This is a genomic window from Sporosarcina sp. P29, from assembly GCF_002743265.1.
Lineage (GTDB): Bacteria > Bacillota > Bacilli > Bacillales_A > Planococcaceae > Sporosarcina.
Genome location: NZ_PDYX01000005.1, coordinates 119267 through 135296 on the forward strand (window position 1 = coordinate 119267; position 16030 = coordinate 135296).

13 protein-coding genes are annotated in these 16030 nt (G+C 42.8%); all 13 read right to left on the reverse strand.

Annotated elements, in window-relative coordinates; translation table 11 throughout:
* Positions 1–2 precede the first annotated feature (2 nt).
* The 13 genes from rplV to rpoB all read right to left on the reverse strand — a co-directional run bounded on the left by rplV (position 3) and on the right by rpoB (position 15819).
* On the reverse strand, positions 3–347 hold the full coding sequence (rplV, locus tag CSV68_RS06635) for a 50S ribosomal protein L22 (RefSeq protein WP_037561627.1): 345 nt from the start codon (positions 345–347) through the stop codon (positions 3–5).
* 20 nt (positions 348–367) lie between these two features.
* Complete coding sequence (gene rpsS, locus CSV68_RS06640) at positions 368–646, reverse strand: 30S ribosomal protein S19 (protein ID WP_085132011.1); 279 nt, start codon at positions 644–646, stop codon at positions 368–370.
* 60 nt (positions 647–706) lie between these two features.
* Positions 707–1537, reverse strand: a complete 831-nt coding sequence (gene rplB / locus CSV68_RS06645) for a 50S ribosomal protein L2 (RefSeq protein WP_099633803.1) — start codon at positions 1535–1537, stop codon at positions 707–709.
* A 33-nt stretch (positions 1538–1570) separates the two neighbouring features.
* Positions 1571–1858 (reverse strand): 50S ribosomal protein L23, encoded by a 288-nt coding sequence (gene rplW / locus CSV68_RS06650; protein WP_099633802.1) that lies wholly within the window; start codon positions 1856–1858, stop codon positions 1571–1573.
* Complete coding sequence (gene rplD, locus CSV68_RS06655) at positions 1858–2481, reverse strand: 50S ribosomal protein L4 (protein ID WP_099633801.1); 624 nt, start codon at positions 2479–2481, stop codon at positions 1858–1860. Before rplD ends, rplW begins: the two co-directional genes overlap by 1 nt.
* Positions 2482–2506: 25 nt before the next feature.
* On the reverse strand, positions 2507–3136 hold the full coding sequence (gene rplC, locus CSV68_RS06660; protein WP_099633800.1) for a 50S ribosomal protein L3: 630 nt from the start codon (positions 3134–3136) through the stop codon (positions 2507–2509).
* Between the two features lie 36 nt (positions 3137–3172).
* Positions 3173–3481, reverse strand: a complete 309-nt coding sequence (gene rpsJ / locus CSV68_RS06665; protein WP_085427465.1) for a 30S ribosomal protein S10 — start codon at positions 3479–3481, stop codon at positions 3173–3175.
* Positions 3482–3845: 364 nt separating this feature from the next.
* Complete coding sequence (gene tuf, locus CSV68_RS06670) at positions 3846–5033, reverse strand: elongation factor Tu (protein WP_099633799.1); 1188 nt, start codon at positions 5031–5033, stop codon at positions 3846–3848.
* Between the two features lie 117 nt (positions 5034–5150).
* Complete coding sequence (gene fusA / locus CSV68_RS06675; protein ID WP_099633798.1) at positions 5151–7229, reverse strand: elongation factor G; 2079 nt, start codon at positions 7227–7229, stop codon at positions 5151–5153.
* A gap of 47 nt (positions 7230–7276) precedes the next feature.
* On the reverse strand, positions 7277–7747 hold the full coding sequence (rpsG, locus tag CSV68_RS06680) for a 30S ribosomal protein S7 (protein WP_029053281.1): 471 nt from the start codon (positions 7745–7747) through the stop codon (positions 7277–7279).
* A gap of 35 nt (positions 7748–7782) precedes the next feature.
* Positions 7783–8202 (reverse strand): 30S ribosomal protein S12, encoded by a 420-nt coding sequence (rpsL, locus tag CSV68_RS06685; protein ID WP_085132019.1) that lies wholly within the window; start codon positions 8200–8202, stop codon positions 7783–7785.
* A 297-nt stretch (positions 8203–8499) separates the two neighbouring features.
* Positions 8500–12093: a DNA-directed RNA polymerase subunit beta' gene (rpoC, locus tag CSV68_RS06690; RefSeq protein ID WP_099633797.1), complete on the reverse strand. Its 3594-nt coding sequence runs from the start codon at positions 12091–12093 to the stop codon at positions 8500–8502.
* Between the two features lie 180 nt (positions 12094–12273).
* Complete coding sequence (rpoB, locus tag CSV68_RS06695; protein WP_199168427.1) at positions 12274–15819, reverse strand: DNA-directed RNA polymerase subunit beta; 3546 nt, start codon at positions 15817–15819, stop codon at positions 12274–12276.
* Positions 15820–16030: the final 211 nt, after the last annotated feature.

Genomic DNA, 16030 nt, shown 5'->3' on the forward strand with positions numbered 1-16030 from the left:
AATTACCCCTCCTTCTTTTCAGATACCACTAATGTGATGTGGCTTGTACGTTTGTTGATCGCACTCGCACGACCTTGTGCACGTGGACGGAAACGTTTCATTGTTGGTCCTTCATCTACGAATACTTCACTGACGATTAAGTTCTCAGTATCCATTTCGTAGTTATGTTCAGCGTTTGCAATTGCTGATTTCAATAATTTTTCCACGACTGGAGATGCCGCTTTAGGCGTAAGTCGTAGAATAGCCATAGCTTCACCTATATTCTTGCCGCGGATAAGATCAACGACCAAACGAACTTTGCGAGAAGCAATACGGACTGTGCGTACAGATGCTTTAGCTTGTTGCATCAGGATAACCTCCTCTCAAATTAGCGTTTTGTTTTCTTATCGTCGGCACCATGGCCTCTGTATGTGCGTGTAGGTACGAATTCACCTAGTTTGTGACCTACCATATCTTCTGTTACATAAACAGGAACATGTTTACGTCCATCATATACTGCAATCGTCAATCCGATGAATGTCGGGAAGATTGTTGAACGGCGTGACCATGTTTTAATAACCTGTTTCTTTTCTGAGTCTTTTTGTGCGTCAACCTTTTTTAGTAAATGGTCATCTGCAAAAGGTCCTTTTTTCAAGCTGCGGCCCATTCTGGAACCTCCTTCCGAGTATGTACTACGGTCCATCTACTGAACCGCAGTGCAATAACATTATTTTTTACGACGGCGAACGATAAGTTTATCTGATTTATTGTTCTTCGTACGTGTCTTGAATCCAAGAGTTGGTTTACCCCAAGGAGTAACAGGACTTGGCATACCGATTGGCGTACGTCCTTCACCACCACCGTGTGGGTGATCGTTAGGGTTCATTACAGATCCACGTACACTTGGGCGTTTGCCTAACCAACGTGAACGACCTGCTTTACCAATGTTGATCAATTCGTGTTGCTCATTACCAACTTGACCGATTGTAGCACGGCAAGTAGCAAGGATCATACGAACTTCTCCTGATTGTAGACGAATGATGACATATTTGCCTTCACGTCCTAGTAGTTGAGCTGAAGTTCCTGCTGAACGAACTAATTGTCCGCCTTTGCCTGGCTTCATTTCAATGTTGTGAATCGTAGAACCCATAGGGATATTCTCTAGTGGTAGAGCATTTCCTACACGGATATCCGCTTCTGGTCCTGAAACGATTGTGGAACCTACTGTCAATCCTTTTGGAGCAAGGATATATCTTTTTTCTCCATCTGCATAATTGATTAATGCGATGTTTGCAGAACGGTTTGGATCATATTCGATCGTAGCAACGCGTCCTGGAATGCCATCTTTCCGACGTTGGAAATCGATGACGCGGTATTGGCGCTTGTGTCCTCCACCTTGGTGACGAACTGTCATTCTACCTTGGTTGTTACGTCCGCCTTTACGCTTGACTGGTTCAAGCAATGATTTTTCTGGTTTGCTTACTGTGATTTCTGCAAAATCAGAAGTAGTCATGTTACGACGTCCGTTGGAGGTAGCTTTGTACTTCTTAATCGCCATTTTGTGTTCCCTCCTTCATTTATTATGGTTTAATTACATTTCAAAAAGTTCGATATCTTTGGAATCAGTAGTTAGTGTAACAATTGCCTTACGACGCTTGTTTGTATAACCAGCATGTTTCCCCATACGCTTGAACTTACCTTTGTAGTTCATAACGTTGACTTTTGCTACTTCAACACCGAAGATTTCTTCGATAGCTTGTTTGACGTGAGTTTTGCTCGCGCGTGTATCGACTTCGAATGTATATTTTCTTAAATCTTCCATTTGTTCAGAAGAACGCTCGGTAATGACCGGACGTTTCAGAATATCACGTGCTTCCATTAACCAAGCACCTCCTCGACTTTTTCTATTGCTGCTTTTGTCATAACAAGCTGATCATGTCCGACTAAGTCTAAAACATTGATGCCACTTGCTGTAACAACACTGATTCCTTGAAGGTTTTGAGCAGATAGTGCTACTGTTTCTTCTTGGTCAGCTGTAACGAATAATGCTTTCTTCGTGATTGAAAGATCTTCAAGCACTTGTACAAAGCTTTTTGTTTTTGGTGCGTCAAATGCTAAGTTGTCTAGAACGATTAGTTCTTCAGCTGCTACTTTCGTAGAAAGAGCGGATAGAAGTGCTAAACGACGAACTTTCTTAGGCATTTTATAGCTGTAACTACGTGGTGATGGACCGAATACGATACCGCCTCCACGCCATTGTGGTGATCTAATTGAACCTTGACGAGCACGACCTGTACCCTTTTGACGCCATGGTTTACGACCGCCGCCTGCTACTTCCGCGCGGGTTTTAACCTTGTGGTTACCCTGACGTAAAGAAGCTTGTTGTTGAACAATTGCTTCAAATAATACTGCTTGATTTGGCTCGATTCCGAAGATCGCATCGTTTAATTCGATGTCACCAACAGCAGAGCCTGTTTGACTTACTACAGATACTTTAGGCATTCCTGTTTCCTCCTTCCTGTTTTACTCAGTTCCCTTTGATTGCGCTTCTCACTTGTACAAGTGATTTACGTGCTCCAGGAACGTTACCTTTTACTAATATCAAGTTGCGCTCTAGATCAACTCGTACGATTTCAACGTTTTGGATCGTGATGGTTTTGCCACCCATACGTCCAGGTAGTTTTTTGCCTTTGAATACGCGTTGTGCATCAACTGCTCCAAGTGAACCTGGTGCGCGATGGAAACGTGATCCGTGAGACATAGGTCCGCGTGAGTATCCGTGACGCTTGATAACCCCTTGGAAACCTTTACCTTTTGATTTTGCTGTAATGTCTACTACTTCGCCTTCTGCGAATGTATCGACTTTGACTTCCTGACCAACTTCGTATGCACTAACGTCAGCTCCGCGAACTTCGCGAATGAAGCGCTTAGGTGCAGTGTTAGCTTTTGCAACGTGGCCTTGTTCTGGCTTGTTTGAAAGCTTTTCACGTTTATCATCAAATCCTAGTTGGATTGACTCGTAGCCGTCTGTCTCGATTGTCTTCTTTTGAAGTACAACGTTTGGAGTAGCTTCAATCACTGTTACTGGGATTAGATCGCCGTTTTCAGCAAATATTTGCGTCATTCCGACTTTTCTTCCTAAGATTCCTTTGGTCATTAGTCACACCTCCTGTAATATTGTTTAATTTATGTTTTATAGTTTAATTTCGATGTCGACGCCTGATGGTAAATCAAGCTTCATTAGTGCATCCACCGTTTGTGGTGTTGGATTCACAATATCGATTAAACGTTTGTGCGTACGCATTTCAAATTGCTCACGTGAATCTTTGTATACGTGAACAGCACGCAATACCGTGTAAACTGATCTTTCAGTTGGCAACGGAATTGGACCTGAAACACTAGCTCCAGAACGTTTAGCCGTTTCAACAATCTTTTCAGCTGACTGATCGATCATTCTGTGATCGTAAGCTTTCAATCTAATACGAATCTTTTGTTTTGCCATTATTTTCCCTCCCTTTCGCCTATTTTCTAGACAATTCTCCACGAAAATTTTCCTTACACGCGCCATGGCAAAGCGGCCGGGTGTATCGGTAACCTCTCGCTTCATCGCAGTCAAAGACCAACATTCAACATTATACATAATATAAAAGGATTGTGCAACCCTTTTGAAGAAATTAGTTTAACTTTTAATCCGTTTACTATACTATCAGCTTTCTTTGTGTTTTGCACGTGATTCGAAGTCCAAGTAAAGATTTAATTTCTCTATTGTTTACTGAGCAATTAAAAATATATTCTATTACATAACTGCAATTATATACTTTTTCTAAAAACAAAAAATCCCGCCTCAAGGGCGGGATCAAAACAAATTATTTTGTGATTGTTGCTACAACGCCAGCTCCAACTGTACGTCCACCTTCACGGATTGAGAATTTAGTACCTTCTTCAATCGCGATAGGAGAAATAAGTTCAACTGTCATTTCAACGTTATCCCCAGGCATAACCATTTCTACGCCTTCAGGAAGTTGAATGATACCTGTTACGTCAGTTGTACGGAAGTAGAACTGAGGACGGTAGTTTGAGAAGAATGGAGTGTGACGTCCACCCTCTTCTTTTGATAGAACATACACTTCAGATTTGAACTGAGTGTGTGGAGTGATTGTTCCTGGCTTAGCAAGAACTTGTCCACGTTCGATATCTTCACGAGCTACACCACGAAGAAGAGCACCGATGTTGTCGCCAGCTTCTGCATAGTCAAGAAGTTTACGGAACATCTCTACACCAGTTACAGTAGTAGCTTTTGGTTCTTCAGCAAGACCGATGATGTCAACAACATCTCCGACTTTAACAACTCCACGCTCAACGCGGCCAGTTGCTACTGTACCACGACCTGTAATTGAGAATACGTCCTCAACAGGCATCATGAATGGCTTGTCAGTGTCACGAGTTGGTGTTGGGATATAGTCATCTACTGCTTGCATAAGTTCAAGGATTTTTTCTTCCCACTCTGGCTCTCCTTCAAGAGCTTTAAGTGCTGATCCTTTAATTACTGGAATATCATCACCAGGGAAATCGTAATCTGAAAGAAGTTCACGGATTTCCATTTCTACTAATTCAAGTAGTTCTTCGTCATCTACCATGTCACATTTGTTCATGAAGACAACTAGGTAAGGAACACCTACTTGACGTGAAAGAAGGATGTGCTCACGAGTTTGTGGCATTGGGCCATCAGCAGCAGATACTACTAGGATTCCGCCGTCCATTTGTGCAGCACCAGTGATCATGTTTTTAACATAGTCAGCGTGACCCGGGCAGTCAACGTGTGCATAGTGACGCTTGTCAGTTTCGTACTCAACGTGTGAAGTACTGATAGTAATTCCACGCTCTTTTTCTTCAGGTGCGTTATCAACGTCAGCGTATGACTTTGCTTCTCCACCTTGTGCTTTAGAAAGAACTGTTGCGATTGCAGCAGTCAAAGTTGTTTTACCATGGTCAACGTGACCAATTGTTCCTACGTTTGCGTGCTCCTTGGAGCGGTCGAATTTTTCTTTACCCATTTTAGAGGTCCTCCCTTTATTTAAAAAAATTAGTTTTTATAGTATGAAAGCCGAAAGCGTCCTCTCGACTATCCATATCTTACAAGTATTTTTTATAGGAAACAAGGATGAACTTTATTATTCACCTTTGTTTTTCTTGATTACTTCTTCTGCAATAGACTTTGGTAGCTCTTCATAGTGATCAAACACCATTGAGAATACTCCGCGGCCTTGTGTGTTTGAACGTAGAGATGTTGCATAACCGAACATTTCAGCAAGTGGAACCATTGCACGAACTACTTGTGCGTTACCACGAGCTTCCATACCTTCTACACGGCCACGGCGTGATGTAATATCACCCATGATATCGCCCATGTATTCTTCCGGAATGATAACTTCTACTCTCATAGTTGGTTCAAGGATTACAGGTTTACATTTTGATGCAGCATTTTTCAAAGCCATTGACGCAGCGATCTTAAATGCCATTTCGTTGGAGTCAACGTCATGGTAAGATCCGTCAAACAGGCGTGCTTTGACATCGATTAAAGGATATCCAGCCAAAATACCGTTATCTAGTGAATCACGAACTCCTGCTTCAACTGCTGGGATGTATTCACGAGGAACAGAACCACCAACAACGTTGTTTACGAACTCGAAACCTTTTCCTTCTTCGTTTGGACCAAATTCGATCCATACGTGACCAAACTGTCCACGTCCACCTGATTGACGAACGAATTTACCTTCGACTTCAGCTGACTCACGGAATGTTTCGCGGTAAGAAACTTGTGGTGCACCCACGTTTGCTTCCACTTTAAATTCACGGCGTAGACGGTCAACGATAATATCCAAGTGAAGTTCACCCATACCTGCAATGATTACTTCTCCTGTTTCTTGATCTGTATGCGCACGGAATGTTGGATCTTCTTCTTGTAACTTACCAAGAGCTTGGCCCATTTTATCCTGGTCCGCTTTTGTTTTAGGTTCGATTGCTACAGAGATAACTGGCTCTGGGAATACCATTGATTCAAGAATGATCAATGACTTCTCATCACATAGTGTATCTCCAGTAGTTGTATCTTTCAAACCTACAGCAGCAGCGATTTCACCCGCGTGTACTTCAGAAATCTCTTCACGGCTGTTAGCGTGCATTTGCAGGATACGTCCTACGCGCTCACGCTTGCCTTTTGTAGAGTTAGTTACATAAGAACCTGCTTGAAGAATACCAGAGTAAATACGGAAGAATGTAAGTTTACCTACATAAGGATCCGTCATAACTTTAAATGCTAGTGCTGAGAATGGCGCTTCGTCAGTCGACTCACGCACTTCATCTTCTTCAGTGTCAGGGTTGAAGCCCATCATTGGTGGTACATCAAGTGGTGATGGTAGGTAGTCTACTACCGCATCTAATACTAGTTGTACACCTTTGTTTTTGAAAGCAGTACCACAAACAACAGGATAGAATTCAACTGCCAACGTAGCTTTACGAATAGCCGTTGTAAGTTCTTCTATTGTAAGTTCTTCACCGCTAAGGTATTTTTCCATAAGATCTTCATCGAAATCTACAACAGCTTCGATTAGGCTCTCACGGTATTTTTTAGCTAGTTCAAGATGCTCAGCCGGAATTTCTTCCACTGTTGTATCTGTTCCTAGATCATTTGGATACATAGTTGCCTTCATTTCGATTAAGTCGATAATTCCTGAGAAGTTATCTTCCGCGCCGATTGGCAATTGGATTGGGTGTGCGTTCGCTTGTAGGCGGTCACGTAGTGTACCTACTGAATAAAGGAAGTCAGCACCTGTTTTATCCATTTTGTTTACGAATACGAGACGTGGTACTTTGTAGTTTGTCGCCTGGCGCCAAACTGTCTCTGTTTGTGGTTCAACACCTGATTGTGCATCAAGTACCGCTACAGCACCATCCAATACACGAAGTGAACGTTCAACTTCAACTGTGAAGTCTACGTGTCCCGGTGTATCGATGATGTTTACGCGGTGACCTTTCCATGCTGCTGTTGTTGCAGCAGAAGTAATCGTGATTCCACGTTCTTGTTCTTGCTCCATCCAGTCCATTTGTGATGCACCTTCGTGCGTCTCACCAATTTTGTGGATTTTACCTGTGTAAAAAAGGATCCGCTCTGTTGTCGTTGTCTTACCAGCGTCAATGTGAGCCATGATACCAATGTTACGAGTATTCTCTAATGAGAACTCTCTAGCCATTTTGTAATCTCCTTCCGTTTCGGATTACTGCTGTTGTTTATCCGACCTTACCAGCGATAGTGAGCGAATGCTCTGTTGGCTTCAGCCATTTTGTGCATTTCTTCACGGCGTTTAACAGAAGCACCTGTGTTGTTTGATGCATCAAGAATTTCGTTCGCTAGACGTTCTTCCATTGTCTTCTCTCCACGTGTACGTGAATAGTTTACAAGGTAACGAAGGCCTAGAGTAGAACGACGTTCAGGGCGTACTTCAACCGGTACTTGATAGTTAGCTCCACCTACACGGCGAGCGCGCACTTCAAGAACTGGCATTACATTATTTAAAGCTGCTTCGAATACTTCGATTGGCTCTTGTCCAGAACGTTCTTTAACAATTTCGAACGCTCCATAAAGAATTTTTTGAGAAGTACCTTTTTTACCGTCTACCATCATTTTGTTGATAAGGCGGCTTACAAGCTTGGAATTATAAATCGGATCAGGTAGTACATCACGTTTTGTTACAGGACCTTTACGAGGCATAATTAGTTCCTCCTTTCAATATTGTTAGTTTTGTATTACTTCTTAACTTTAGGCTTTTTAGCTCCATACATTGAACGGCTTTGCATACGGCCAGTAACTCCAGCTGTATCAAGTGCCCCACGTACGATATGGTAACGAACACCCGGTAAGTCTTTTACGCGTCCTCCGCGGATTAGTACCACACTGTGTTCTTGCAAGTTGTGGCCTTCACCTGGAATATATGCGTTTACTTCCAATGTATTAGTTAAACGAACACGAGCATACTTACGTAGTGCCGAGTTTGGCTTCTTAGGAGTCATAGTACCAACACGTGTACAAACACCTCTTTTTTGTGGTGAGTTCACGTTTGTCATAGACTTTTTAAAGCTGTTATAGCTTTTTCCTAGAGCCGGTGACTTAGAATTTTCCGTTTTCGATTTACGAGGTTTACGGACTAATTGATTAATTGTAGGCATCAGGTTGTTCCTCCTTCCGAGCTTTTTATAATACCACACACCCAGGTGGTTCATTTTTAAGTAAAAACAAAGTTTTTGTGCGTGCACACACAAAAACGGGTGACAGTAACTCCAGAGATCTCTGCTTACTGTTATTTTATAATGATGATTGCTTATCGCCTTGCACTTATTCGAAAGAACATTTTTCTTTCCGAAAAGTTAACGGTCAACAACTATCAACCTTTTGTATATTATCATCTCTACAATGACTTGTCAACAATTTTAAGAAAACAAACGGGAACGATGTCCCGTTTATTTTTATTCAGCTGTAATAGTTTCTTCTACCCCATCATGTTGCATCTTGATTTGGCGGTATCTCTGCATTCCAGTACCTGCAGGGACCAATTTCCCGATAATGACGTTTTCTTTCAGACCTAGCAACTCATCTGTTTTACCTTTGATAGCTGCATCTGTAAGAACTCTTGTTGTTTCTTGGAACGATGCCGCAGACAAGAATGATTCTGTTTCAAGTGAAGCTTTCGTAATTCCGAGAATTACAGGACGTGAAGTAGCTGGGACTTTACCCGCTAACAACACTTTTGCATTCGCTTCAGAGAATTGGTGGATATCCAGTAATGAACCTGGAAGAAGATCAGTGTCTCCTGCTTCAATTACCCGAACTTTACGAAGCATTTGACGTACCATCACTTCAACGTGCTTATCACCGATCTCTACACCTTGCATACGGTAAACTTTTTGAACTTCTTTCAACAGATACTCTTGTACAGTTGAAACGTCCTTTACTACGATCAATTGTTTAGGATCAATAGAACCTTCGGTAATAGTTTGCCCACGCTCAACCACATCGCCTACTTCTACGCTTAAACGCGCATTGTACAACGTAGGGTATTTACGTGTTTCTACTTCACCTTCAATAGTGATCTCTTTTAAACCTTCACGGATTTCATCAATTTCAATTACAGTACCAGCAATTTCAGAAATAACCGCTACACCTTTCGGATTCCGAGATTCGAAAATCTCTTGAATACGCGGAAGACCTTGTGTAATATCATCTCCGGCAACTCCACCTGTGTGGAATGTACGCATCGTTAACTGCGTTCCTGGTTCACCGATAGATTGTGCCGCAATGATTCCCACTGCTTCCCCTACTTCTACCGTTTCTCCAGTAGCTAAGTTGATACCGTAACATTTTTTACATACGCCGTGTTTCGTATTACATGTAAACGCAGAACGAATCGTTACTTCTTCGATACCGGCTTGAATTACTATGTTCGCTATGTCCGCAGTAATTAATCCGTTTTTCGCAAGAATAACTTCGCCCGTTTCCGGATGTTTGATCGTCTTCTTCGTGTGACGACCTTCAATACGTTCAAGCAATGTTTCAATCATTTCATTACCTTCTGTTAAAGCAGTGATAGCAAGACCGCGGTCAGTTCCACAATCTTCTTCACGAACAATAACATCTTGTGCCACATCTACGAGACGACGAGTCAAGTAACCTGAGTCGGCAGTCTTCAATGCTGTATCGGCAAGACCTTTACGCGCACCGTGTGTAGAGATAAAGTATTCGAGTACTGTCAGACCTTCACGGAAGGAAGATTTGATCGGAAGTTCGATAATCCGTCCAGCCGGGTTGGCCATTAGTCCACGCATACCAGCAAGCTGTGTAAAGTTCGATGCGTTACCACGGGCTCCAGAGTCACTCATCATGAAGATTGGGTTTTCGATATCCAATGAATCCATTAGCTTATTCTGGATGACGTCCTTCGCATGGCTCCAATAAGAGATAACACGATCGTAACGCTCTTCTTCGGTAATCAAACCGCGTCGGAACTGCTGCGTGACTTTATCCACTTTTTCTTGCGCTTCATGAAGGATTTCTGCTTTATTCGGCAAGACCACGATATCAGAAATACCGATTGTAATTCCAGCACGAGTAGAATATTTAAATCCTAGGTTTTTCATTCTATCCAACATTCTAGAAGTTTCTGTAATGTGGAAGCGGCGGAAGATTTCCGCGATAATTTCCCCAAGGATTGCTTTTTTAAATGGTGTGATCAGTTCTGCTTCTTGCAAGTGCTCCTTAACATTAACTGTGCCGTCGATGAAATACTTTCCAGGCGTTTCCACTTGTAAGTTGTAATTCGTCGGTTCGTTGATGTACGGGAACGTCTCAGGTAGAATCTCGTTGAATATGATTTTACCTACCGTCGTTAACAATAGCTGACTATTTTGCTTATCCGTAAATGTAGGATTCTTAATACTACCTGCCTGAACCGCGATGCGGGAATGCAAGTGAACATGTCCTGTTTGATACGCAATTAACGCTTCATTCGGATCACTGAACACAGAACCTTCTCCAGCTGCGTTTTTACGCTCGACTGTTAAGTAATAGTTTCCAAGCACCATATCCTGTGAAGGAGTTACAACCGGCTTCCCATCTTTCGGGTTCAAAATGTTTTGAGCAGCTAGCATCAATAGACGTGCTTCAGCTTGTGCTTCAGCAGATAGCGGTACGTGAACAGCCATTTGGTCACCATCGAAGTCAGCGTTATAAGCTGTACATACGAGCGGGTGTAACGTAATAGCGCGACCTTCAACCAGTATCGGCTCGAACGCCTGGATTCCCAGACGGTGAAGCGTCGGTGCCCGGTTAAGAAGTACTGGATGTTCTTTAATAACGTCTTCTAATACATCCCATACTTCGGAATGAAGACGTTCAATCTTACGTTTCGCACTCTTAATGTTATGCGCCAAGTTGCGTTCTACTAATTCTTTCATAACAAACGGCTTAAATAGCTCGATCGCCATTTCCTTAGGTAGACCACATTGATACATTTTCAAGTTAGGACCTACTACGATAACCGAACGACCAGAATAGTCTACGCGTTTACCAAGTAAGTTCTGACGGAAGCGCCCTTGCTTACCTTTCAGCATATGAGAAAGGGATTTCAACGGACGGTTACCTGGACCTGTTACAGGTCTTCCGCGACGACCATTGTCTACAAGTGCATCTACTGCTTCTTGAAGCATACGCTTCTCGTTCTGAACGATAATGCCAGGCGCTCCTAGATCCAATAGTCGCTTTAGGCGGTTGTTCCGGTTAATAACCCTACGATAAAGATCATTCAAATCGGATGTCGCAAAACGTCCTCCGTCTAGCTGTACCATCGGACGCAATTCGGGAGGGATAACAGGAAGTACTTCCAATACCATCCATTCCGGACGATTTCCGGAGTTACGGAAAGATTCCACAACTTCCAGACGTCGGATTGCGCGTGTACGACGCTGACCTTGTACTGTTTTCAACTCTTCTTTTAATGAATCTGTTTCTTTATCCAAGTCGATTGCACGAAGTAGTTGCTCGATTGCTTCAGCACCCATTGCTGCTTGGAACTTAGAACCATACTTTTCACGGTATAAACGGTACTCTTTTTCAGAAAGCAACTGCTTGCGCTCAAGTGGCGTATCTGCCGGTTCGACAACTACGTAAGACGCGAAGTAGATAATCTCTTCCAACGCACGTGGCGTCATGTCTAGGATCAAGCCCATACGGCTAGGAATTCCTTTGAAGTACCAAATATGTGTAACAGGTGCTGCAAGCTCGATGTGACCCATTCGTTCACGACGTACTTTTTGACGCGTGACTTCTACACCACAACGATCACAAACAACGCCCTTGTAACGAACCCGCTTGTATTTACCACAGTGACATTCCCAGTCCTTTGTCGGACCGAAAATTCTCTCACAGAATAATCCGTCTTTCTCTGGCTTTAGTGTACGGTAATTGATCGTTTCAGGCTTTTTCACTTCTCCATATGACCAAGAACGAATCTTGTCAGGTGAAGCAAGGCCGATTTTCATATACTCAAAATTATTAACATCTATCAAGGAGCCAACCTCCCTTTAGTCTAATCGCCATAACGGCTTATCAATCAACTTAACTTGTAGTAGCGCATTCACGTAAGACGTTCTTCTTACTGAATAGAATAGAAGAGGGTGCTCGAAGCCCTCTTCTATTCGTTTTTGTTTGTTTATTTATATTACAGATCAGTGCTTTTCGCTTGTAGTTTAGGCGATCGGTTGATCTTCTTTCATCAAGTTCAATGCGTCAGTTGGTTGCATATCTTCTTCGTCATCTAGATCGCGAAGCTCAATTTCTTCAAAGTCTTCCGTCAACATTTTAACGTCTAATCCTAAACTCTGAAGTTCTTTGATTAGTACTTTAAATGATTCTGGTACACCCGGTTGAGGAACGCTATCGCCTTTGACGATCGCTTCGTATGTTTTCACACGACCTACGACGTCATCAGATTTGACTGTTAAGATTTCTTGCAATGTATAAGCGGCACCGTATGCTTCCAGTGCCCACACTTCCATTTCCCCGAAACGCTGTCCACCGAACTGGGCTTTACCGCCAAGTGGTTGCTGTGTAACGAGTGAGTATGGTCCAGTAGAACGTGCGTGTAACTTATCATCTACCATGTGGGCAAGTTTGATCAAGTACATAACGCCTACTGATACGCGGTTATCAAATGGTTCACCTGAACGACCATCGTATAGCATTGTTTTACCGTCACGGTTCATACCCGCTTCTTCCATTGTAGCCCAAACATCTTCCTCGTTTGCACCGTCAAATACAGGAGAAGCTGTGTGAATACCTAGACTACGTGCAGCCATACCAAGGTGCATTTCAAGGACCTGTCCGATATTCATACGTGATGGAACACCTAGTGGATTCAACATGACATCGATCGGCGTACCATCTGGAAGGAACGGCATTTCTGATTCAGGTAAAATTCGGGAAATAACACCCTTGTTACCATGACGTCCTGCCATCTTATCCCCGACAGAGATTTTACGCTTCTGTACGATATATACACGTACTAACTGGTTTACTCCAGGAGACAACTCATCTCCATCTTCACGGTTAAAGACTTTCACATCTAGAACGATTCCACCTGCTCCGTGAGGTACACGTAATGAAGTGTCACGGACTTCGCGCGCTTTCTCCCCGAAGATTGCATGTAGAAGACGTTCTTCCGCAGTCAATTCTGTAACTCCCTTAGGCGTTACTTTACCGACCAAGATATCACCATCGCGCACTTCAGCACCAATACGGATAATTCCTCTGTCATCCAAGTTGCGCAATGCATCTTCTCCGACGTTTGGAATATCACGCGTGATTTCCTCTGGTCCAAGCTTTGTATCACGTGCTTCCGACTCATATTCTTCGATATGAACAGATGTGAATACATCATCTTTCACCAGACGCTCACTCATGATAATCGCATCCTCATAGTTGTAACCATCCCATGTCATGAATGCAGTTAGAACGTTACGGCCAAGCGCAAGTTCTCCTTGTTCCATTGATGGTCCGTCCGCAAGAATATCAAGCGGTTTTACACGGTCGCCAACTTTTACAATCGGACGTTGGTTATAACAAGTTCCCTGGTTCGAACGAATGAATTTAGATAAACGGCAAACGACAAGGTCACCCTTCACTTCTTTACCGCCCACTTCTTCAATACGACGAATACGAATTTCCTTTGCTTCTACGTGTTCTACGATACCGTGGTGTTTAGAAACAACAGCCGCACCTGAATCACGCGCAGAGATATGTTCCATACCAGTACCAACAAATGGCGCTTCAGGATTCAATAAAGGAACTGCTTGACGTTGCATGTTCGCACCCATCAAAGCGCGGTTAGAGTCATCGTTTTCTAAGAACGGGATACATGCAGTAGCTGCTGAAACCACTTGCTTAGGTGAAACGTCCATATAGTCAATTTGCTCGCGGCGGAATACAGTGTTATCCCCTTGGAAACGCCCTACCACGCCTTCATTCGTAAATGATCCGTCTTCATCAAGCAGTGAGTTCGCTTGTGCTACTACATAGTTATCTTCAATATCAGCTGTCAGATAATCAATTTGTGCAGTAACACGACCCGTTTCAGGATCTACTTTACGATAAGGAGTCTCAATGAAACCAAATCGATTCACTTTCGCAAATGTAGACAACGAGTTAATGAGTCCAATGTTCGGCCCCTCAGGCGTTTCAATTGGACACATACGACCATAGTGAGAGTAGTGAACGTCACGAACTTCCATTCCTGCTCGTTCACGTGTCAAACCACCAGGTCCTAGTGCAGATAGACGACGCTTATGCGTCAATTCAGCCAATGGATTTGTTTGGTCCATGAACTGAGATAGCTGCGAGCTTCCGAAAAACTCCTTAATAGATGCGATAACAGGACGGATATTGATCAGTTGTTGTGGCACTATAGATTGCGTGTCATTGATAGACATTCTCTCTTTAACCACACGCTCCATACGAGAAAGACCGATACGGAATTGGTTTTGAAGTAATTCACCAACAGAACGCAAACGACGATTTCCAAGATGGTCAATATCATCTGTGTTTCCTACACCATGCAAGAGGTTAAAGAAATAACTGACAGAAGCAACGATATCTGACGGGGTAATATGTTTAATAGACTCGTCTACTTCAGCGTTAGATATAACATTAATCACTTGTTTTTCTTCACTTTTCGGTGCGTAAATCTTTAGCGTCTGGATAACCATTGGCTCTTCCAATATAGACCCTACATGTTCGATCGACTCAGAATTGATACCTTGAGATAAAAATGGTAGTAATTTATCTAATGTACGTCGGTCGATCAGCTGGTCTTTTTCCACTAAAATCTCGCCTGTTTCAGGGTCGACAAGTGTCTCAGCAGCTGTTTGATTAAACAGTCGATTTTGCAAGTGGAGCTTTTTATTCATTTTATAGCGACCGACATTCGCTAAATCATAGCGCTTCGGATCGAAGAATCGTGAATACAAAAGACTTCTTGCGCTGTCTAGTGTTGGTGGCTCACCTGGACGAAGTCGCTCATAGATCTCAAGCATCGCCTTTTCTGAAGTCTCGGTATTATCTTTCTCTAATGAATTCCGTAAATATTCATTATCACCGATTAAATCGATAATTTCTTGATCGGTAGAGAAGCCTAATGCACGCAATAAAACAGTGATTGGCAACTTACGAGTACGGTCGATACGGACATGTACTACGTCTTTTGCATCTGTTTCATACTCAAGCCACGCTCCGCGGTTCGGAATAACAGTAGCGCCAAATCCACGCTTACCATTTTTGTCCGTCTTATCATTGTAGTAAACACTTGGCGATCGAACGAGCTGTGAAACGATAACACGCTCCGCTCCGTTAATAATGAATGTTCCGTTTTCTGTCATAAGCGGGAAATCTCCCATGAAAACGTCTTGTTCCTTCACATCGCCGGTTTCTTGATTATGAAGACGTACTTTTACACGAAGTGGTGCGGCATATGTCACATCGCGCTCTTTTGATTCGTCAACCGGATATTTTGGTTCGCCCAGTTTGTAATCGATAAATTCCAAGGACAAGTTACCTGTGAAATCCTGGATAGGAGAAATATCCCGGAACATTTCACGTAGCCCCTCTTCTAAGAACCACTCATAAGATGCCGTTTGAATTTCAATTAAATTCGGCAAATCGAGTACTTCCTTGATTCGCGCGAAACTTCTACGCTGACGATGTTGACCATACTGAACTAAATGACCTGTCAACTCATTCACCCCTCATTAAGACAATATTAGTTTTTTGCAAAATCAGAAATTCCGCTGTGACTTCGAAAAAACAAAAAGAAAACGAGTTCCGACAAGAGCTCATTTTCGATTTCACAATCTTTATCCAAACATCAATATACCTTTTCCTCTACTACATCACACAAAAGGGCATACAGCTGCAATATAAATATTTATGCATTTAATAATGCTACTACATGAA